Source organism: Frigoribacterium sp. CFBP 8751 (genome assembly GCF_014841545.1).
Lineage (GTDB): Bacteria > Actinomycetota > Actinomycetes > Actinomycetales > Microbacteriaceae > Frigoribacterium.
This window is the reverse complement of record NZ_JACYUB010000006.1, coordinates 1-20,960: the sequence shown is the minus strand read 5'-3', so window position 1 is coordinate 20,960 and position 20,960 is coordinate 1. Positions and strand designations below refer to the sequence as shown.

Below are 20,960 nucleotides of genomic sequence, written 5' to 3'. Positions count from 1 at the left end.
AGCGGTCGGTCGCGTGGGGCGATCCCGCCCCTGCGCGAATGTTGTGAGACTCAACATATCCGGTCGTCGCGTCGATCGGAAGGGGCGCTGGTCATTTGTCGCGGGCTCCCACAAAAGACTTGCGCGCCCCGTCGCGGCTGACGTAGTGTCTCGATCCGCGGCAGTCGAAGCGCTTCCGCACCCGTTCGGCAACCGACAGCGAGGTCATCATGACGACGATCCACGACGTGGCCCAGGCCGCCGGTGTGTCGATCTCGACGGTCTCGTACGCCCTGTCCGGCAAACGGTCGATCGCGGCGTCGACCCGGCAGCGGGTCACCGACGCCGTCGAGCGGCTCGGCTACCGGCCGCATGCCGGAGCCCGCATGCTCGCCGGTGCCCGGACCAACATCCTGGCGCTCAGCGCGCCGATCCGGCCCGACAACCACCAGCCCACCCAGATGCGGTTCGTCACCGCCGTCGTCGAGGCGGCTCGTCGTCGGGACTACGACGTGCTGCTGCTCGCCACCGACGACGAGGTGTCGGGCATCCGTCGCGTGGCCTCGAGTTCGCTCGTCGACGGCGTCGTCGCGATCGGCGTGGCGACCGTCGACGAACGCGTCGACCTCGTCCGCGAGCTCGACCTGCCGGCCGGTTTCATCGGCATCCCCCAGGGCGTCGACGACCTCGCCTGCATCGACCTCGACTTCGCCGCAGCTGCCGCCGAGAGCGTCGATCGCCTGGCCGACGCCGGGCACCGGTCCATCGGCGTCATCGGCCACCCGGCGTCGTACGGCGAGCGTGACACCGGCTTCATCCGTCGCTTCGACGACGCCTTCGCCACCCGCGCCGACGGCCGCGGTGTCGAGACCCTGACCGTGGCGGCAGACCTCGGGCGGGCGTCGGCCGTCCGGGCGTTCGACGACCTCCGCGAGCGGTTGCCGGGCATGACCGCGCTCGTGCTGCACTGCAGCGAGCCCACCGCCGAGGCCGTCCTCCAGCGCGTCCGGCGCCTCGGGCTCGAGATGCCTCGCGACCTCTCGGTGCTGGCGGCCTGTGCCAGCTACCCCGCCGACGAGTTCGAGCCGGCCCTCGACACCATCCCGCTGCCGATCGACGAGATGTGCTCCCGGGCGGTCGAGGCCGCCTTCGAGCGGATCGACGGCCGTCTCGACACGGGCGTCGAGCTGATCGCACCCACCTATCTGGCGAAGGGCTCGGTCTCCGGGCCGGCCCGCGCCTCCTGAGCGTCCACCGACCGCAACAACGCAGCACCGCACCACCGTCATCCGACGGACAGAACACATCGCTCCACGCCGATCGTCGAAACGCTTCGACGGTCGGCAGGGGGCTTCTACGAGGAGGTAGACACCATGAAGAAACGACGCATCGTCGCCGTCGGGACGGCCCTCGCGGCCACCGCGGCCCTGCTGACCGGCTGCTCGGCCGGCAGCGGAGGGTCCTCCGACCCCAACGTGCTGAAGCTCTGGCACTTCGAGAGCGAGACCAGCGCGATGGGCGTCGCCTGGGACCAGGCCATCAAGACCTTCGAGGAAGAGACCGGCGCGAAGGTCGAATTCGAGGAGAAGAGCTTCGAGCAGATCCGTTCGACCGCCAGCCAGGTGCTCAACTCGAACGAGGCGCCCGACATCCTCGAGTACAACAAGGGCAACGCCACGGCGGGCCTGCTCGCGAGCCAGGGGCTGCTCGCGAACCTCGACGACGCCGTCGACGAGTACGGCTGGGACGACGACCTCGCCCCGTCGATCGCCACGACCTCGAAGTACGACGAGAAGGGCGTCATGGGCTCGGGCAGCTGGTACGGCATCCCGAACTACGGCGAGTACGTCGAGGTGTACTACAACAAGGACGCCTTCGCCGAGCAGGGCATCGCGGTGCCCACGACGTACGACGAGTTCGAGGCGGCCCTGCAGACCTTCGCCGACGCCGGCATCACGCCGCTCGCCGAGGCCGGTGGCGAGTACCCGCTCGGGCAGTTGTTCTACCAGCTGGCCCTCTCGAAGGCCGATCGCTCGTTCGTCGACGACTACCAGCTCTACGAAGGTGACGTCGACTGGCAGGGCCTTGAGCTGACCTACGCCGCCGACAAGCTGAAGGAGTACGTCGACAACGGCTGGATCTCGAAGGACGTCACCGGCATCAAGGCGGAAGACATGGGCACGACCTTCATGAGCGGCGGGGCGCCGATCATGGTCTCCGGCAGCTGGTGGGCCGGGCGGGTCGCCGACGAGGCGACCTTCGACTGGGGCACCTTCCTGTTCCCCGGCAGCGACATGGCACCGGGGTCGGGTGGCAACCTCTGGGTCGTCCCCGAGAACGCGGCCAACAAGGACCTTGCGTACGAGTTCATCGACATCACGATGCGCCCCGAGATCCAGAACCTCATCGGGAACAACGGCGGCGTGCCGGTGAAGGCCGACCCCGCCGACATCACCGATCCGAAGAGCCAGGAACTCATCGCGAACTTCAACACCCTGCTCGACCGCGACGGCCTGGCGTTCTACCCGGACTGGCCCACGCCGACCTTCTACGACCAGCTGGTCGCCGGCACCCAAGAACTCGTCAACGGCACGACCACGCCGGACGAGATGCTGACCACCCTGGGCGACCAGTACCAGAGCGGCGTCGACGACATCACCGGGAAGTAGCCGTGACCTCCCTCGACACCCGACCCGGTGCCAGGGAGGCGCGCCCCCGTCGCGAGGGCCGACGCACGTCGTCGGCCCTCCCGCCGGAGGAGAGCCTCTTGCCCGGAGCCCGCCGCGCGGGCTTCTGGCTGTACCTGATCCCCGGCTTCGTCCTGTTCACCGTCGTGATCCTGGTCCCGCTGATCTGGAACGTCTACCTCAGCTTCACCGACTACCGGGGCATCCGCCCGCCGACCTGGGCGGGGCTCGACAACTGGCGCGAGCTGATGAGCGACGACCGGTTCTGGACGTCCTTCCTCAACAGCGTCTTCCTGATCATCGCGATGGTGGTCGTCCCCACGGTGCTGGGCCTGCTGCTCGCCGCGATGCTCTTCGACCTCATCGGCCGAAAGTTCGGCGGCCGTCTCGCGTCGTTCCTGCGGGCGACCTACTACCTGCCGCAGATCCTGCCCGTGGCGATCGCCGCGATCGTCATCGGCTGGATACTCCGACCCGAGAACGGCGCCCTCAACACCGTGCTCGACGCGGTGGGGCTGGGCGCCCTGCAGCACAACTGGCTCGGCAGCCCCGACACCGCCCTGCTCAGCATCATGGTGGTGATGGTCTGGGTGCAGCTCGGCTATCCCGTCGTCATCTTCATGGCCGCCCTGCAACGGGTCGACCCCGAGCTGTACGAAGCCGCCGAACTCGACGGCGCCGGCTGGTTCCAGCGGTTCCGGGCGATCACGGTGAGCATCATCCGCCCCGAGATCTTCGTCGTCGTGCTGACCTGCACGATCGCGGCCCTCAAGGTGTTCGGTCCGATCTACGCCCTGACCCGTGGCGGCCCCGGCGACTCGACGATCGTGCCGAGCTACTACGCGTACAGCGAGTTCTTCCAGAGCCAGCAGGTCGGCTACGGCGCGACCATCGCGACGGCGCTGACGCTCGTCATCGTCGTCATCACGATCTTCTTCATCCGGGCTCAGAACCGGGTCGAACGAGCAGAGAGGGACCGCTGATGGCCACGACCGTCGCGCCGCCGGTGAAAGACGACCGCATCCGTCCCGCGGTGCCCAGCCCGCGCCTCCCGAAGGCCAGGCAACGGGGGCGCAAGAAGACGGCCACCGACTGGCTGATCCTCGGCGCGGCGATCGCCTTCGGCGTGCTGATCGCCCTGCCGTTCCTGTTGATCCTCGTCAACTCGTTCAAGTCGCCCGCCGACTACACGGCCGGTGGGCCGCTCAGCCTGCCGACGTCGCTGTACTTCGACGGCCTCGTGGACTTCTGGAACCGTGTCGAGTTCCCCGCCAAGCTCTGGAACAGCTTCGTCATCGCCGGGTTGGTGGCCCTGTTCGCCGTGGTCATCTCGGTGTTCAACGCCTACGCGCTCGGCATCGGTCGGGTGCGCGGTCGCACCTGGATCATCGTGCTGTTCCTGCTGGCGAACATGCTGCCGCAGGAGGCCCTGCTCTACCCGCTGTACTTCATGTTCAAACAGGTGGGCCTCTACGACAACATCTGGGCGGTCATCATCATCTTCACGGTGATCCAGAGCGCCTTCGGCACCTACCTGCTCTCGAGCGTGTACGGCACGTTCCCGAAAGAGGTGCTCGAGGCGGCGTCGCTCGACGGGGCGAGCCGGTGGCAGATCCTCTGGCGGGTCATCGTGCCGATCAGCCGGCCGACCCTGTCGGTGCTCGCGATCTTCTTCTTCATCTGGACCTGGAACGAGTTCCTCATCCCGCTCACCTTCCTGGTCTCGAACGGCAACCAGACGGTCCCCGTCGCCATCACCGCCCTGCAGGGCGACCGGCTGATGGACGTCACCACGACGAGCGCGTCGGCCCTGCTCGGGTTGATCCCCACGCTCGTCTTCTTCCTGATCTTCCAGCGCACCCTGACCCGCGGCATCACGGCCGGCGCGGTCAAGTGACGCGTTCCACCCCGAAAGGCTCCACATGAAGTTCACCGACGGTTTCTGGCAGATCCGACCGGGGGTCGAGTCCCTCTTCGCCCAGGAGGCCCACGACGTCGAGGCCCGGGAGGACGGACGCTCGATCGAGGTCACCGCGCCCACCAAGGTGATCGCCTCGCGGGGCGACACGCTCAACCGCCCGACGCTCACGATCACGCTGAGTTCACCGATGGAGGGTGTCATCGCCGTCGACGTCACCCACTTCGCCGGTGGTCGCGACGAGATCGGGTTCGACCTGGTGGGCTCCGAGGGCGGCCCCGCCGGAGTGGGGGTGGTCGAGACGAGCGAAGGAGGCGCGACCCTGACCTCGGGACGCCTCACCGCCACGGTCGGTCGCGGGGCACCGTTCGAGCTGACGTTCCGCGACGGCGACACCGTGCTCACCCGGTCGGGCCACAAGTCGGTCGGCTACCACCGGGTCGCCGCGGATGCCCAGGTCGACGGGGCGATGCTCGGCAACGCCCGGGCCGGCACCGGACGCGTCCTCGCACCGAGCTACGTCTCGCAGCAACTCTCGTTGGGCGTCGGCGAGCTCGTCTACGGCCTCGGCGAGAGGTTCGGCCCGTTGGTCAAGAACGGCCAGACGGTCGACGTGTGGAACGCCGACGGCGGCACGTCGAGCGAGCAGGCCTACAAGAACGTCCCGTTCTACGTGACGAACCGCGGGTACGGCGTCCTCGTCGACCACCCGGGCCACGTCTCGTACGAGATCGGCTCCGAGTCGGTCGAACGGGTGCAGTTCTCGGTCGCGGGCGAGACCCTGCGCTACCTGGTGATCGCCGGCCCGACCCCGGCCGACGTGCTCGACCGCTACACGCGGCTGACCGGCCGCCCGGCTCACGTTCCGGCCTGGTCGTACGGCCTGTGGCTGTCGACGTCGTTCACGACGGACTACGACGAGGCGACGGTGACGGGCTTCGTCGACGAGATGGCCCGCCGTGACATGCCGGTCAGCGTGTTCCACTTCGACTGCTTCTGGATGCGCGAGTTCCAGTGGTGCGACTTCGAGTGGGACCCCCGCGTGTTCCCCGACCCCGAGGGCATGCTCGCCCGGCTGCACGAGCGCGACCTGCGCGTCTGCGTCTGGATCAACCCGTACATCGGTCAGCGCTCGGCGCTGTTCCGCGAGGCGGCCGAGGCCGGTTACCTCGTCCGGAACCCCGACGGCAGCGTCTGGCAGTGGGACCTCTGGCAGGCCGGCATGGGCCTGGTCGACTTCACGAACCCCGAGGCGACGGCCTGGTTCCAGGGGCACCTGCGTCGGCTGCAGGCCCAGGGCGTCGACGCCTTCAAGACCGACTTCGGCGAGCGCATCCCCACCGACGTCGTCTGGCACGACGGTTCCGACCCCGAGCGCATGCACAACTGGTACACACAGCTCTACAACCGGGCGGTCTTCGAGGTGCTCGAGGAGGTGCGCGGCGAGGGCGACGCCGTCGTCTTCGCCCGCTCGGCGACGACGGGCGGTCAGGCGCTTCCCGTGCACTGGGGTGGCGACTCGACGTCGACCTTCGAGTCGATGGCCGAGACCCTCCGCGGCGGACTGTCCCTGGCGATGAGCGGCTTCTCGTTCTGGAGCCACGACATCGGCGGCTTCGAGGGGACTCCCGACGCCGAGGTCTACAAGCGGTGGACGGCCTTCGGTCTGCTGTCGAGCCACAGCCGGTTCCACGGCAGCTCGTCGTACCGGGTGCCGTGGGCCTTCGACGACGAGGCCGTCGAGGTCACCCGCCGCTTCACGAAGCTGAAGCTGTCCCTCATGCCCTATCTCTACGCCGCCGGGCTCGAGTCGTCGCGCTCGGGACTGCCGGTCATGCGTCCGATGGCCCTGGCCTTCCCCGACGACCGAGGCGCCGCCCACGTCGACACGCAGTACCTGCTCGGCGACGACCTGCTCGTCGCGCCGGTCTTCTCGGCCGACGGCACCGTCGAGGTGTACCTGCCGGCCGGACGCTGGACGAACTGGTGGACCGGCGACGTCGTCGACGCGGGCGCCGGCGTCTGGCGCACCGAGGTGCACGACGTGCTGAGCCTGCCGCTCTACGTGCGTGAGGGGGCGGTGATCCCGGTCGGTGCGCGGGACGACCGCCCCGACCACGACTACCTCGACGGTCTCGTGCTCAAGGTGTTCCCCGGCGGCGACGGCACCCGCTCGCTCACGGTGACGACGCCCGGTGGCGAGTCCGCCGACTTCGTCGTCAGGCGGTCAGGAGGCGCGGTGTCGGTCGAGACCGCCGCCACCGGCTGGCAGGTCGACGAGGTCTGACGCCGGGCGGCGGCGGGCGGCACCGTGACGGGCGTCACGACCCCGTCGATGCGCCGCCCGTCGAGGTCGAGGTAGCCTCGATCGACGGAGGGGTGGGGGCGTGACGACACAGCAGGGCGGTGGCGAGACCGAGGCGACACCCGACCTCGGTGCTCGGTTCGACCGGGTCCGGCGCGACAACCTCGCGACGGTGCTCGGCATCGTCCACACCGACGGGGCCACCTCGCGGTCGGCCCTCACGCAGGCGACCGGGCTCAACCGGTCGACGATCGCGGCGCTCGTGGGCGAACTCGTCGACCGGGGGCTCGTCGTCGAGACCGACCCGGTCGGCACCAACCGGGTCGGGCGTCCCAGCCCCGTCGTGGCCCCGAGCCCCCGTGTCGTCGCGATCGCGGTCAACCCCGAGATCGACGCCGTCACGGTCGGGGCCGTGGGGCTCGACGGCGTCGTGCAGCACCGCGTCCGTCGTGAGACCGACGGGGTGCCCAGCGCGCCCCAGGCCGCGGCGCTCGCCGCCGAGGTGATCGCCGAGCTGCGGTCCACCGCGCTGTCTCCCGACGTGCGGGTGCTCGGAGTGGGTCTCGCGGTGCCCGGCCTGGTCGGCTCCGACGGGGGAGTGGTGCGCCTCGCCCCGCACCTCGGCTGGATCGACGAGCCGTTCGCGGCGGTCGTCGCGTCGGCGACGGGGTTGCCGACGCAGGCCGCCAACGACGCGTCGCTCGGTGCGGTCGCCGAGGGGCGCTTCGGAGCCGGGCGGGGCGTCGACGACCTCGTGTTCCTGAACGGCGGTGCGAGTGGTGTCGGCGGGGGAGTCCTGATCGGTGGCAGCCCGGTGACCGGCGTGGGTGGTTTCGCCGGCGAGATCGGGCACACCCTCGTCAACTCGGTCGGTCAGCTCTGCCACTGCGGCGCCGTGGGCTGCCTCGAGACCGAGGTCGGGCAGGCGCGCCTGCTCGCCGTCACCGGACTCGACCGCGGTCAGGCCGACCAGCTCGACGCGGCGCTCGCCGGTGCCGGTCCCGGTTCGTCCGTGGCCGTCGAGGTGCGGCGTCAGATCGACTTCCTGGCCGTCGCTCTGCGGGGCGTCGTCAACTCGTTCAATCCCGAGCTGATCGTGCTCGGCGGCTTCCTCGGATCGCTGCACGCGGCCGACCCCGGCCGGCTCGCCGAGCGGGTCCGCGGTCAGTCCCTGCCCGGCGCCCGCGACGACGTGCGGATCACCCGAGCCGCGCTCGGCGTGGACCGGCTGACGATCGGTGCCGCAGAACTAGCCTTCGCCGAGGTGCTGGCCGACCCGGCGTCCGTGACCCGCGCCTCCTGACCCGACCCGCGCCTCCTGCCGTCGTCCTCGTGGCGTTCGACCCGACACGAAGTACACAACCCGCCACGCAAACGGGTGGCGGGTTGTTTACCTCGTGGCGGGCAGGCGGGCAGGCGGGCAGGCGGGCAGGCGAGCAGGCGGGGCCGCCCGCAGCCGGGGCCGCTCGCCGCCGCGTCAGGCGTGCGTGTGCGGTTCGGAGTTCGCCCACACCGACGCCGCGGCGACGCCGGCCAGCTCGACGCTGCCGACCGCGCGGTCGTGCGCGTCGGTCAGCACGACCTGCAGCGAGCCGGCGTAGTCGCGACGCTCGCCGACGCGGACGTGCGCGCCGACCCGCAGGTCGAGCGAGCTGAGGTAGCGCAGCAGCTCGGGTTCGTCGTCCGAGACGCGGACGACGAAGCCGCACTCGCCCTCGACGAAGTCGCCCAGCGGGTGGGCGGGAGGCCGCACGACCGTGCCGTCGGCCGAGGGGATCGGGTCGCCGTGCGGGTCGGCCGTGGGGTGTCCGAGCTCGAGGTCGAACCGGTCGAGCAACCGGTCGCTGACCGCGTGCTCGAGCACCTCGGCCTCGTCGTGCACCTCGTCCCAGCCGTAGCCCAGTCGTTCGACCAGGTACGTCTCGATGAGGCGGTGGCGACGCACCATGGACACGGCGATCGCCCGGCCCTGGTCGCTCAGGGCGATGCGCCGGTAGGGCTCGTAGTCGAGGTAGCCGTCACGGTCGAGCTTGCGCAGGTTGCCCGACACGGTCGAGGCGCTCACGCCGAGCGTGGCGGCGATCTCGTTGGTCGAGATGCCGGAGTCGCTGCCGGCCTCGGCCCACTCCTCGGCCTTCCAGATGACCTTGAGGTAGTCCTCGGCCATGGTCGTGCGCGTGCTGGCCGGGTCGCTGGGCATGGTCCGATCCTAGGCGGCGTCACCCGCGCCTCCTTCGTCGCCCGGGCCCCGTGCCCCGGCGTCAGGGCCTCGGCAGCGACCCCAGACCCTGCGCGGCCCGGTAGCGCTCGCCGACGGCGGGTCGCAGGTCGGCCGCGAAGGAGGCGCTGGTCGCCGGAGCCCAGGCCGGTCGCGTCCCCGACAGGACCCAGCCCGCCTGCCGTGCCGCACCGTCGGCGACGTACTCGCCCGGCTCGGGCACGACCACGGGCAGGTCGAACACCTGCCGCGCGACTTCTTGCACGGCCGGGTTGAGGGCCGCCCCGCCGATGAGCAGGACCCGCGTCGCCTCGACGCCCTGACGGCGGACCGCGGCGGCACCGTCGGACAGCGCCGACAACATGCCCTCGACGGCGGCGCGGGCCAGGTTCTCGCGGGTCGAGCTCGCCAGGGTCAGGCCCGAGAGCGTCGCGGTGGCGTCGGGCAGGTCGGGGGTGCGTTCGCCCTCGAAGTAGGGCACGAGCGTGACGCCACCGGCGCCCGGCTCGGCCGCGAGGGCCAGGCGGGCCAGTTCGTCGTGGTCGACGCCGATCAGCCCGCCGATCGACGACAGCACCCGGGCCGCGTTCAACGTGGCTATCAGGGGCAGGTAGCCGCCCGCGGCGTCGGCGAAGCCGGCCACCGTGCCGCTGGGGTCGGTCACGGGCCGGTCGGTGACGGCGAAGGCCGTGCCGCTGGTGCCGATGCTGATGACGAGGTCGCCGACCGTGGCGTCGAGGCCGAGGGCAGCGCCGGCGTTGTCGCCCGCACCGGCCCCGACCACGATGCCGGTGGGCACGGGGCCGTCCGCGACCGTCGTCCCGGCCGCCCGGTCGGCCTGCAGCACCCGCGGCAACACGATGCGGTCGTCGTCGCCCGCGGGGGAGCCGGTGGCCTCGCGTGCCCCGCGGCCGAAGGCCTGCTCGAACAGGTCGAGGTCGTACGCCTCGTCGGTGGGGCTCCAGTACGACGTGCCGCTGGCGTCCGAGCGGTCGGTGACCAGGGCGTCGAGGTCGGGTCCGAGCGGGCTCTCGTCGGCAGGGCCGAAACCGAGGAGGCGCCAGGTCAGCCAGTCGTGCGGCAGGGCCACCGCGGCGACTCGCGCTGCGTTCTCGGGCTCGGCGTCGCGCAGCCAGCGCAGCTTGGTCGCGGTGAACGACGCGACGGGGACGGAGCCCGTGCGTCGGGCCCACTCGTCGGCCCCGAGCTCGTCGATCAGGTCGCGGGCCGCCGGGGCGCTGCGGGTGTCGTTCCAGAGCAGGGCGTCGCGCACGACGCGTCCCTCGGCGTCGAGGGCGACGAGGCCGTGCTGCTGACCGGCGACCGAGAGCGCGGCGACGTCGTCGAGTCCGCCGGCGTCCGCGATCGCCGCGAGCAGTGCCTCCCACCAGGCGGCCGGGGGCACCTCGGTGCCCTCGGGGTGCCCTGCCGACCCCTGCCGGACGAGTTCGCCCGTCGAGAGATCACGGACGACGACTTTGCAACTCTGGGTCGATGAGTCGACCCCGGCGACGAGACTCATGGGCACAGTTTGTCGTACGTGACCACAAATGGCCACCGGGGGTGTTCCGTGGGTCTCGCGCCGCGCCTCCTCGGCGGGTCCCCGACCGTCCGGGCGGCCCGGACGAGCCTGTCGGTAGACTCAAGTGCACCTCACCCGGTGCGTTCCCCGACATGAGGAGAAACCCATGCCAGCAGTGGTGATCATCGGAGCCCAGTGGGGCGACGAGGGCAAGGGCAAGGCCACCGACCTGTTGTCGAGCCGCATCGACTACGTCGTCAAGTTCAACGGCGGCAACAACGCCGGCCACACCGTGGTGATCGGCGACCAGAAGTACGCGTTGCACCTGCTGCCCTCCGGCATCCTCTCGCCGGGCGTCACGCCCGTCATCGGCAACGGCGTCGTCGTCGACATCGAGGTGCTCTTCGACGAGCTCGACGCGCTGATCGCGCGCGGCATCGACGTCTCCCGGTTGCGGGTCAGCGCCAATGCGCACGTCATCACGCACTACCACCGCACCCTCGACAAGGTGACCGAGCGCTTCCTCGGCAAGCGCCAGATCGGCACCACCGGTCGGGGCATCGGCCCGACCTACGCCGACAAGATCAACCGCGTCGGCATCCGCGTGCAGGACATCTTCGACGAGGGCATCCTGCGGCAGAAGGTCGAGGCGGCCCTCGACCAGAAGAACCACCTGCTGGTCAAGATCTACAACCGTCGCGCGATCGAGGTCGACGAGGTCGTCGAGTCGCTGCTGTCGTACGCCGAGCGACTCAAGCCGATGGTCGCCGACACGGCGCTCGAGATCCACCAGGCGCTCGAGGCCGACAAGACCGTCCTCTTCGAGGCGGGCCAGGCGACCATGCTCGACGTCGACCACGGCACCTACCCGTTCGTCACCTCGTCGTCCGCCACCGCAGGAGGCGCCTCGACCGGTTCGGGCATCGGGCCCGGCCGGATCGAGCGCGTCATCGGCATCGTCAAGGCGTACACGACCCGGGTCGGCGCCGGGCCGTTCCCGACCGAGCTCTTCGACGCCTCGGGCGAGTTCCTCCGGGCCAACGGCTTCGAGTTCGGCACGACCACGGGCCGTCCTCGCCGCTGCGGCTGGTACGACGCCCCGATCGCGCGCTACACGGCGCGGATCAACGGCGTGACCGACTTCGTGCTCACCAAGCTCGACGTGCTCACGGGCCTCGAGACGATCCCGGTCTGCGTCGCCTACGACGTCGACGGCGTCCGCCACGACGAGGTGCCCGTCTCGCAGAGCGACTTCCACCACGCCACGCCCATCTACGAAGAGTTCCCCGGCTGGACCGAAGACATCACCGGGGCCCGCGACTTCGACGACCTGCCGAAGGCCGCGCAGGACTACGTGCTCGCCGTCGAGGCGATGAGCGGCGCCCGCATCTCGGCGATCGGCGTGGGCCCGGGCCGGGATGCCATCGTGCAGCGTCACGACCTGCTGGGCTGAGCCGCGCTACCATACTCACCCGCCACCGAGCCAACTCCCAGAATCTAGGTATGGTCTTCTCCTCATGACACTCGACATCGCTTACACCGCCATCGCCCACGCCACCGGTGGGGGTCGTGACGGCCACGTCCGCAGCGAAGACGACCGACTCGACTTCGACACGCGGCCCCCCAAAGAACTCGGTGGCTCCGGCGAGGGCACCAACCCCGAGCAGCTGTTCGCCGCGGGCTTCGCCGCCTGCTTCCTCAGCGCCATGCACGGCGCGGGCAAGAAGCTCGGCGTCGACACCAAGGACGCCGAGGTCTCGGCGAGCGTCGGCATCGGCGGCAACGGCGAGGGCGGGTTCGGCCTCGCGGTCGAGCTCGACATCTACACCCCGAACGTCGACCCCGAGCGTCGTCAAGAGCTCGCCGACGCCGCCCACCACGTGTGCCCGTACTCGAACGCCACGCGCGGCAACGTCGAGGTCACGCTCACGCTGGTCGACTGAACCCACCCGGGCCGACCCGGCCTGAAGGAGGCGCGTCCTGCGAGAGCGGGACGCGCCTCCTTCGTGCGTGGGCGGTCCGTCGGTGGTCTCACCGACGGGCGCGCCGATAGGGTCGGGGCATGGCACTCGACAGTCCTCTCGGGGCGGACAGCCCCCTCAGCTCGGCCGACCAGGGCGCGATCGACGAACTCGCGGGCATCCGCCAGAGCATCGACAACATCGACGCCGCCCTCGTCCACATGCTCGCCGAGCGGTTCAAGTACACGCAGTCCGTCGGCCTGCTCAAGGCGGCGGCGGGCATGCCGGCGAGCGACCCCGAACGTGAGCGCGTGCAGATCCAGCGCCTGCGCCGCCTGGCCGAAGAGGCCCGCCTCGACCCGGCCTTCGCCGAGTCCTTCCTGAACTTCATCGTCGCCGAGGTAATCCACCACCACGAGCGCATCGCCGCGGGCGACGACCCGACGGCGGGCCGCGCGTGAGCGACCCCGACCCGTCCGCCCCGACGCGCCTCTACGTCGGCTCGTATACCGCGGTCAGCGGTGGCCACGGCGTCGGCATCACCGTCCTCGAGCGGTCGCGGGCCGACGGGCGCTGGCAGGCCGGGCAGGTCGTCGAGGCCGACGACCCGTCGTTCCTGGTCGTCACCGAGGGGGCGTTGCACGCCGTCGCCGAGACGAACGAGGGCCGTGTGCTGTCGTACACGATCGCGGCGGGCCGCCTGGTCGAGGCCGGCGTCGCCGCGTCCGGCGGTGCCTCGCCCTGCCACATCGCGCACGACCCGGCCTCGAACGCCCTGCTCGTCGCGAACTACGTCGGCGGCACCTTCGGGGTGTTGAGCTCCGAGGCCACCGATCCCGCGCGCGTCACCGCGACCGTCGCGCTCCCGTCGGGCTCCGGCCCGGTCGCCGATCGCCAGGGCGGGCCGCACGCCCACCAGGTCGTCGCGACGCCGTGGGGCACGCATCTGGTCAGCGACCTGGGCACCGACCGACTGATCGAGGTCGCCGTCGACGTCGTCACGCTCGAGCCGTCGATCGTCGCCGTCCACCCGATGCCCCCCGGCTCGGGCCCGCGACACCTCGCCTGGCTCGGCGACGACCTGCTCGTCGTGGGCGAGCTCGACGCCCGGCTGTACGTCGTCCGCCGCCAGGGCGACGAGCTCGTCATCCCGTACTCGGTGGCGGTCGTCGAGGGCGAGCCGAACGAGCGGGGCGACCTCCCGTCGCACCTGGCCGTGCACGGCTCGCGGGTCTACGTCGCCACGCGCGGCCGCGACACGATCAGCGTGCTCGAGACCTCGGTCGACGCCGAGGGCGGCTCCGACGGTGGCGAGCCGTCGCGGCTCCGCCTGGTCGGGCAGGTGCCCTGTGGTGGCGACTGGCCTCGACACTTCGCCATCGCCGACGGCCTGCTCTACTGCGCCAACCAGGGCTCCGACACCGTCTCGGTGCTGCCGCTCGACGAGACGACCGGTCTGCCCGGCGCTCCCGTCGACCTGTTCACCCTCGGCAGCCCCGCCTGCATCGTCGCCGTCTGACCGGGCCGCAGGAGGCGCGGGTCAGCCCCGCCTGCATCGTCGCCGTCTGACCGGGCCGCAGGAGGCGCGGGTCAGCGTCGCGGAACGAGCCGCTGCAGCACGGCGATGACGTCGTCGATCGACGTGTCGTGGCGCGGGTCGCCGCCCGAGTCCACCGGTGAGAAGGGCCGCGGCGTGAAGTAGAGCCCGTCGGACACGAGCGACACCACCCGGGCGACCGCGGGGTCGCCGACGGCGTCGAGCACGACCTGGTGCCAGCGGGACTGCATGGCGGTGAGGGCCTCGAGCGCCCGGGGGTGGCGTCCGCTCGACGCGAGGTTCGAGACGGCGGTGATGCAGCGGTCGAGCGGGTCGTCGGCCGGGATGGCCGCGGGTGACGAGGTGCGGACGAAGTAGTCCACGACGCCCTCCGGTGCGCTGGTCATCGCCGCGACGTCGTCGTCGAGCAGTGCGGTGAGGCGGTCGACGAGGGCGTCGACCAGTGCCTCGCGCGTGGGGAAGTGGTAGAGCAGGCCGCCCTTCGAGACTCCGGCCGCAGCGGCCACGGCGTCGAAGGTCGCGGCGCGTTCGCCGTCGTCGACGACGAGCGTCTCGAACGTGTCGAGCATCGATTCCCGGGCTGACGGTCGAGGGCTCATTCTGTTACTGTACCGTCTGGACGGTGTAACTGTACCGTCCGGACGGTCGGCACGCGCGCCTCCTGCCCTCGTCGGGCCGCCGACGCACGGCGGTGGCGCACCATCGACCGACCCGCCGCTCCACCGACCGCGAGAGAACGCCATGACCCGCCCCGCCACCGTCACCGCCACGACCCCGACCGGCGTCCCGCCGCGTGCCGGCCGACGACAGTGGGCCGCGCTGGTCGTGCTCATGCTGCCGGTGCTGCTCGTCTCGGTCGACAACACGGTGCTGAGCTTCGCGCTGCCCGAGATCTCGACCGCCCTGCAGCCGAGCGCCGCAGGTCAGCTCTGGATCGTCGACGTCTACTCGCTCGTCCTCGCCGGCCTGCTCGTGGCCATGGGGTCGATGGGCGACCGGTTCGGCCGCCGCAAGCTGCTGCTGATCGGTGCGAGCGGATTCGCCGTCGTCTCGGTGCTCGCAGCGTTCTCCACGAGCGCCGAGCAGCTCATCACGGCACGAGCCGTGCTGGGCTTCTTCGGCGCGATGATCATGCCGGCGACCCTCTCGCTGCTGCGCAGCACCTTCCTCGACCGAGAGCAGCGCCGGCTCGCGATCGCCGTCTGGGCCTCGGGCTTCGCCGCCGGGTCGGCCCTCGGCCCGATCGTCGGCGGCGTGCTCCTCGAGCACTTCGCCTGGGGTTCGGTGTTCCTCATCGCGGTGCCCGTGCTCGTCCCCCTGCTGATCGCCGGCCCGCTGCTGCTGACCGAGAGTCGCGATCCCGCGCCGGGGCCCGCCGACCCGTTCTCGGTGCTGCTGTCGCTCGCGGCCATGGCGCCGGTCGTGGCGGCGATCAAGCTGCTCGCGACCGACGGCTTCGTCTGGCCCGTCGCCGCCCTGGCCGTGGTGGGAGTGGGCTCGGGCTGGCTGTTCGTCAGGCGCCAGCTCGCCCGCCCGCGTCCGCTGCTCGACGTGCGGCTCTTCACGAACCCGGTGTTCGCCGGCTCGGTCATGGTCAACCTGCTCGCCGTGGTGGCGCTCGTGGCCTTCCTGTTCTTCACGACCCAGCACCTGCAGCTCGTCGTGGGGTTGCGGCCGTTGCAGGCCGCGCTGACGCTGGTGCCCGGCCTCGTCGTCATGATCCTCGCCGGTCTCGGCGTCGTGCGGGTCGTCCGGTGGCTGCGCCCGCGCACCATCGTCGCGATCGGCCTCGCCTCCGCCGCGCTGGCCTACGGGGCGGTCTTCGCCACCGGCGCCGGGGCCCCGGTGGTCGTGTTCGTCGTGGCCTTCGCCTTCGTGGGTCTGGGCGTGGGCGCTGCCGAGACGATCTCGAACGACCTGATCATCGCGGCGGTGCCCGCGAACCGGGCCGGGGCGGCCTCCGCCGTGTCCGAGACCGCCTACGAGGTCGGCGCCGTGCTCGGCACCGCGGTGCTCGGCAGCATGCTCACCGCCATCTACCGGGGTGCACTCGTCGTCCCCGCCGGCGTCCCCGCCGAGGCCGGCGAGGCCGCCCGCGAGACCCTGGGAGGCGCGGTGGCGGTCTCCGACGGGCTGCCCGAGTCGCTCGCCGGGCCCCTGCTGCGCGCCGCCACCGACGCCTTCGACCAGGGCCTCGTCGCCACGGCCGGGGTCGGGGCACTGGTGATGGTCGCCGCGGTGGTGGTCGCGCTCACGACCCTCCGCCGCGCCTCCTCGGCCGACTGAGGCCCGGGCCGTGCCGGGCCACCCCGGCACGGGTGGACCGACCCGGCCGCCCGGCCCGCGCGGCCCTACTGCCCACGGGTAAAGTGTGGCGAGCCCCCCCCCGAGACGCCAGGAGAACCATGCCCCGCACCGTCAGACTCGCCGCCATCCCCGGAGACGGCATCGGCCCCGAGGTCGTCGCCGAGGCGCTCAAGGTGCTCGAGGTCGCGGCGGGCGACGACGCGGCCTTCGACGTCACGACGTTCTCGCTCGGTGCGGCACGCTACCTCGAGACGGGCGACATCCTCACCGACGACGACCTGTCGGCCGTCGCCTCGCACGACGCGATCCTGCTCGGCGCGGTGGGCGGAGACCCCCGCGACCCGCGGCTGGCCGGGGGCATCATCGAGCGCGGCCTGCTGCTGAAGCTGCGCTTCGCCCTCGACCACTACGTCAACCTGCGCCCGACCAAGGTCTATCCCGGCGTCGCCTCGCCCCTCTCGGCGCCCGGCGAGGTCGACTTCGTCGTCGTGCGCGAGGGCACGGAGGGCCCCTACGTCGGCAACGGAGGCGTGCTGCGGCAGGGCACGCCGCACGAGATCGCGAACGAGGTCAGCGTCAACACGGCATACGGCGTCGAGCGCGTGGTGCGCTTCGCCTTCGAGAAGGCCCGCAGCCGTCGTGGTCGCCTGACCCTCGTGCACAAGACCAACGTGCTCGTGTTCTCGGGCAGCCTCTGGCAGCGCACCGTCGACGCCGTGGCCACCGAGTACCCCGACGTCGCCGTCGACTACCAGCACGTCGACGCGGCCACCATCCACCTCGTGGTCGACCCCTCCCGATTCGACGTCATCGTCACCGACAACCTCTTCGGCGACATCCTCACCGACCTCGCCGGCGCCATCAGCGGCGGCATCGGGCTCGCGGCCTCGGGCAACCTCAACCCCGACGGCGCCTTCCCGAGCATGTTCGAGCCCGTGCACGGCTCGGCTCCGGACATCGCCGGTCAGCAGAAGGCCGACCCGACGGCGGCGATCCTCTCGGTCGCGCTCCTGCTCGACCACCTCGGCCTGTCCGACGCGGCGGCCCGCGTCACCCTGGCCGTCGACGCCGACATCGCCGACCGCGCCTCGCGTGACGCGTCCGTCCCCGCCCGCCGCACGGCCGAGATCGGCACGGCGATCGCCGACCGCGTGCGCACCCTGTCCCCGTCTGCCTCCGCCTGAAGGGCATCATGACCACCACCGACAACGTCTCCGCCCCGACCGACGACTCGGCCGACTTCCCGCTGCAGTTCGAGCTGACGCCGTCCGAGACGGCTCGCGACGACGCCGAACGCGAGACGATCCTCAGCGATCCCGGCTTCGGCAAGCACTTCACCGACCACATGGTGACCATCGAGTGGACCCTCGCCGACGGGTGGCACGCGGCGTCCGTCCACCCGTACGGTCCGCTGCAGCTCGATCCGTCGGCGTCGGTGTTGCACTACGCGCAAGAGATCTTCGAGGGCATGAAGGCCTACCGGCACGCGGACGGCTCGGTCTGGTCGTTCCGGCCGGACGCCAACGGTCGCCGCCTGCAGCGCTCGGCCCGCCGACTCGCGCTGCCCGAGCTCAGCACGGACGACTTCGTCGAGTCCGTCCGCCAGCTCGTCCGGGCCGATCTCGGGTGGGTGCCGTCGGCCCCCGAGACGAGCCTCTACCTGCGACCGTTCATGATCGCCACCGAGGCGTTCCTGGGGGTCCGGGCCGCGCACGAGGTGTCGTACCACGTCATCGCGAGCCCGGCCGGCGCCTACTTCAGCGGCGGCGTCTCTCCCGTCTCGATCTGGCTGACCACGAACTACGCCCGCGCCGGCAAGGGCGGCACGGGTGCCGCCAAGACCGGCGGCAACTACGCGTCGTCGTTGCTTCCCCAGCAAGAGGCCTACGAGAACGGCTGCCAGCAGGTGCTCTTCCTCGACTCGTCCGAGAGCAACTACATCGAAGAACTCGGCGGCATGAACGTGGTGCTCGTCAAGAAGGACGGCACCCTCGTCACGCCCGACAGCGACTCGATCCTCGAGGGCATCACGCGCGACTCGATCCTCGAGCTGGCCGAGGCCCGGGGGCACCGCGTCGAACGCCGTCGCGTGACGATCGACGAGTGGCGGGACGGCGTCGAGTCCGGTGACATCGTCGAGGTCTTCGCCTGCGGCACGGCCGCGGTCGTCGTCCCCATCGCCGAGCTCAAGGGTGAGGGCATCCACATCGGGTCGCCTGCCGCGTCCGGCGGCGAACTGACCATGTCACTGCGTGAAGAGCTGACCGACATCCAGTACGGCCGGCGTCCCGACGTCCACGGCTGGATGACTAGGCTCGACGCGTGAAGATCGCCCGTTTCGCCACGCCCGGAGAAGACCCCCGCTACGGCATCGTCGACGAGCGCGAGCTCATCGTCCTCGCCGGTGACCCGATGTACAGCGGGTACGAGACGACGGGCGAGCGGGTGTCCCTGCGTCAGGCCAAACTGCTGGCGCCGGTCATCCCGCGCTCCAAGGTCGTGGGGGTCGGCCTGAACTACCAGGACCACGCCGACGAGCTCGGCCAGTCCGCGCCCGAGGCGCCCGTCCTGTTCCTCAAGCCCAACACGACGGTCATCGGCTTCGGCGACTCGATCCAGCTGCCGCCCGACGTCGGCCGGGTCGACTTCGAGGGTGAACTCGCCATCGTCATCGGCTCGATCGCCAAGCGCGTGAAGGCCGAGGACTACCAGGACGTGGTCTTCGGCTACACCGTGGCCAACGACGTCACGGCCCGCGACGTGCAGAACGCCGACGGCCAGTGGACCCGCGCCAAGGGCTACGACACGTTCCTGCCGCTCGGGCCCTACATCGAGAACGAGTTCGACTGGGCGGACGCCACCATCGAGACCCGGGTCGACGGCGAGGTCATGCAGCGTGAGTCGACGATGCAGATGATCCACAAGATCCCCGAGCTGATCGAGTACGTCACCGACGTGTTCACCCTTCTGCCCGGCGACGTCATCCTGACCGGCACGCCCGCCGGCATCGGTCCGTTCACGTCGGGCCAGACCGTCGAGGTCGCGATCTCGGGCCTCGGCTCGCTGATCAACCCCGCCAAGAACCGGGTCTAGGTCCGTCCTGTGAGCCCCGGCGCCGTCGACACGCCCTCGCCCGCGCGTCTGGTGCCGGGGCTCCTCGTCGCCGGGGCCGCGTACGGGGTGGCGTGGGGCCTGCATCTCGTGCTGCCGGCGGTGCCCGTCCTGACCTGGTGCGTCCTGCTGGGCATCGCCGTCGCCCAGGTCCGGCCCCTCCGTCCGGTGCTCGACGGCAGCTGGAAGCCCGGACTGACCCTCGCCTCCAAGAGACTGTTGCGCATCGGCGTCGTGTTGCTCGGCCTCCAGCTCAGCCTGATCGATGTCGCCGGTCTCGGGTGGGTGACGGTCGTCGTGGTGATCGCGATCCTCGCGATCACCTTCGGTGTCACCTACCTGCTCGGCCGATGGGCCCGACTCCCCGGCGACCAGCCTCTCCTGCTCGCGGCCGGCTTCTCGATCTGCGGGGCGTCGGCCATCGGGGCGATGAGTGCCGTCACCCGAGACCGGGGCAAGGACGCGGCGACCCCCGTGGCCCTCGTCACCTTGTTCGGCACGCTCGCGATCGCCGTCCTGCCCCTGGTCGGCGGGTGGGTCGGTCTCACCGACCTCGAGTTCGGAGCCTGGGTCGGAGCGAGCGTCCACGACGTCGGTCAGGTCGTCGCCACGGCGCAGACCGCCGGAGCGACCGCACTCGCGATCGCGGTCATCGTCAAGCTCACGCGGGTGCTGATGCTCGCGCCGATCGTGGCGATCACGTCGACCGTGGTCCGCCGACGGGGTGACGGCGCCGGCACCCGACCGCCCATCGTGCCGTTGTTCGTCGTCGGCTTCGCCGTCGCGGTCGTCGTCCGGACGGTGGTGCCGGTCCCGGAGGCGCTGCTCGCCACCGCGGGGACGGTCCAGTCGGTCATGCTCGGGCTCGCGCTCGTCGGCCTCGGGTCGGGCATCCGCCTCGAGCGCCTCGTCCGCACCGGTGGTCGCGCCTTCCTCGTGGGCCTGGCCTCGTGGATCGTCATCGCCTCGGTGTCCCTGGGCGCCGTGCTCGTGCTGCCCCTGGGGTAGCAGCCCCTTCCCCTCTTCGGGACGTCACGCGCGACACGCCCGGGATGCAGCACATTTGGCCATATCCGTCGGGGGCTGCGTAAAGTAATCCCTCGTCACCCCAAAGGTGCGGCGGAGCGAAGCTTCCCCGGCCCTCAAGCGGGACCAACTTCCAAGTCCTCGAGTTGCTTCACAGCCTCGGACCAAGCGAGTTGCGAACACTGATCAAAGTGATGTAGAGTTACGGCTCGTTCCGCAAGGGACTTCGGCACGAACTCGACATCATCGGTCAGTGCAAAAGGTTACAGAAATGCTTCGGGCGATGGTCTTCATGGGCCGGGTTTCGGGTGCGTTTGGTCCTTGAGAACTCAACAGCGTGCACATTGTCAAATGCCAAATTATACCCT

General features: G+C 70.9%; 18 protein-coding genes. 15 read left to right on the top strand and 3 right to left on the bottom strand.

Translation table 11 applies throughout. From position 1 onward, the window contains the following. Positions 1-209: 209 nt before the first annotated feature. The 6 genes from IFT88_RS13740 to IFT88_RS13715 all read left to right on the top strand — a co-directional run bounded on the left by IFT88_RS13740 (position 210) and on the right by IFT88_RS13715 (position 8,192). Positions 210-1,226, top strand: coding sequence for a LacI family DNA-binding transcriptional regulator (locus tag IFT88_RS13740; RefSeq protein ID WP_192121219.1), 1,017 nt, complete (start codon positions 210-212; stop codon positions 1,224-1,226). A 126-nt stretch (positions 1,227-1,352) separates the two neighbouring features. Further along, positions 1,353-2,648, top strand: a complete 1,296-nt coding sequence (locus IFT88_RS13735; RefSeq protein WP_192121217.1) for an ABC transporter substrate-binding protein — start codon at positions 1,353-1,355, stop codon at positions 2,646-2,648. A 98-nt stretch (positions 2,649-2,746) separates the two neighbouring features. Further along, positions 2,747-3,649: a carbohydrate ABC transporter permease gene (locus tag IFT88_RS13730; protein WP_043593177.1), complete on the top strand. Its 903-nt coding sequence runs from the start codon at positions 2,747-2,749 to the stop codon at positions 3,647-3,649. After that, complete coding sequence (locus IFT88_RS13725) at positions 3,649-4,563, top strand: carbohydrate ABC transporter permease (protein ID WP_056229774.1); 915 nt, start codon at positions 3,649-3,651, stop codon at positions 4,561-4,563. The genes IFT88_RS13730 and IFT88_RS13725 overlap by 1 nt, the downstream gene beginning before the upstream one ends. Positions 4,564-4,588: 25 nt before the next feature. Next, on the top strand, positions 4,589-6,871 hold the full coding sequence (yicI, locus tag IFT88_RS13720) for an alpha-xylosidase (protein ID WP_192121215.1): 2,283 nt from the start codon (positions 4,589-4,591) through the stop codon (positions 6,869-6,871). A gap of 100 nt (positions 6,872-6,971) precedes the next feature. Further along, a complete protein-coding gene (locus IFT88_RS13715; RefSeq protein WP_192121213.1) occupies positions 6,972-8,192 on the top strand; it encodes an ROK family protein in 1,221 nt (406 codons plus the stop codon). A 174-nt stretch (positions 8,193-8,366) separates the two neighbouring features. Here IFT88_RS13715 and IFT88_RS13710 read toward each other — a convergent pair whose 3' ends face one another. Together IFT88_RS13710 and IFT88_RS13705 are read right to left on the bottom strand one after the other, a co-directional pair. Further along, complete coding sequence (locus tag IFT88_RS13710; RefSeq protein WP_043593155.1) at positions 8,367-9,089, bottom strand: metal-dependent transcriptional regulator; 723 nt, start codon at positions 9,087-9,089, stop codon at positions 8,367-8,369. Positions 9,090-9,150: 61 nt separating this feature from the next. Continuing rightward, positions 9,151-10,629: a xylulokinase gene (locus tag IFT88_RS13705; protein WP_192121211.1), complete on the bottom strand. Its 1,479-nt coding sequence runs from the start codon at positions 10,627-10,629 to the stop codon at positions 9,151-9,153. Between the two features lie 166 nt (positions 10,630-10,795). On the opposite strand from IFT88_RS13705, the gene IFT88_RS13700 reads away from it, so the two are divergent. The 4 genes from IFT88_RS13700 to IFT88_RS13685 all read left to right on the top strand — a co-directional run bounded on the left by IFT88_RS13700 (position 10,796) and on the right by IFT88_RS13685 (position 14,109). Continuing rightward, positions 10,796-12,082 carry an adenylosuccinate synthase gene (locus IFT88_RS13700; RefSeq protein WP_043593159.1) on the top strand — a complete coding sequence of 429 codons (1,287 nt, stop codon included), beginning with the start codon at positions 10,796-10,798 and terminating at the stop codon, positions 12,080-12,082. 64 nt (positions 12,083-12,146) lie between these two features. Beyond that, complete coding sequence (locus IFT88_RS13695; RefSeq protein WP_043593160.1) at positions 12,147-12,572, top strand: organic hydroperoxide resistance protein; 426 nt, start codon at positions 12,147-12,149, stop codon at positions 12,570-12,572. Positions 12,573-12,691: 119 nt separating this feature from the next. Further along, positions 12,692-13,051, top strand: a complete 360-nt coding sequence (locus IFT88_RS13690; protein WP_082452693.1) for a chorismate mutase — start codon at positions 12,692-12,694, stop codon at positions 13,049-13,051. Beyond that, positions 13,048-14,109 (top strand): beta-propeller fold lactonase family protein, encoded by a 1,062-nt coding sequence (locus tag IFT88_RS13685; RefSeq protein WP_192121209.1) that lies wholly within the window; start codon positions 13,048-13,050, stop codon positions 14,107-14,109. The genes IFT88_RS13690 and IFT88_RS13685 overlap by 4 nt, the downstream gene beginning before the upstream one ends. Positions 14,110-14,180: 71 nt before the next feature. On the opposite strand, the gene IFT88_RS13680 is transcribed toward IFT88_RS13685, so the two are convergent. Then, entirely contained in the window at positions 14,181-14,747 is a 567-nt protein-coding gene (locus IFT88_RS13680; RefSeq protein ID WP_043593162.1) for a TetR/AcrR family transcriptional regulator, read from the bottom strand. Between the two features lie 142 nt (positions 14,748-14,889). Here IFT88_RS13680 and IFT88_RS13675 point away from each other — a divergent pair, with 142 nt between their 5' ends. The 5 genes from IFT88_RS13675 to IFT88_RS13655 all read left to right on the top strand — a co-directional run bounded on the left by IFT88_RS13675 (position 14,890) and on the right by IFT88_RS13655 (position 20,574). Continuing rightward, positions 14,890-16,434: an MFS transporter gene (locus IFT88_RS13675; RefSeq protein WP_056229761.1), complete on the top strand. Its 1,545-nt coding sequence runs from the start codon at positions 14,890-14,892 to the stop codon at positions 16,432-16,434. Between the two features lie 119 nt (positions 16,435-16,553). Next, entirely contained in the window at positions 16,554-17,639 is a 1,086-nt protein-coding gene (locus tag IFT88_RS13670; RefSeq protein ID WP_056229759.1) for a 3-isopropylmalate dehydrogenase, read from the top strand. Between the two features lie 8 nt (positions 17,640-17,647). Beyond that, a complete protein-coding gene (locus tag IFT88_RS13665) occupies positions 17,648-18,781 on the top strand; it encodes a branched-chain amino acid aminotransferase (RefSeq protein WP_054146213.1) in 1,134 nt (377 codons plus the stop codon). Further along, the gene (locus tag IFT88_RS13660; protein WP_043593169.1) at positions 18,778-19,548 is read left to right on the top strand and encodes a fumarylacetoacetate hydrolase family protein; all 771 of its coding nucleotides are present in this window, start codon (positions 18,778-18,780) and stop codon (positions 19,546-19,548) included. Before IFT88_RS13665 ends, IFT88_RS13660 begins: the two co-directional genes overlap by 4 nt. Positions 19,549-19,557: 9 nt before the next feature. Next, positions 19,558-20,574 carry a putative sulfate exporter family transporter gene (locus IFT88_RS13655; RefSeq protein ID WP_192121207.1) on the top strand — a complete coding sequence of 339 codons (1,017 nt, stop codon included), beginning with the start codon at positions 19,558-19,560 and terminating at the stop codon, positions 20,572-20,574. Positions 20,575-20,960: the final 386 nt, after the last annotated feature.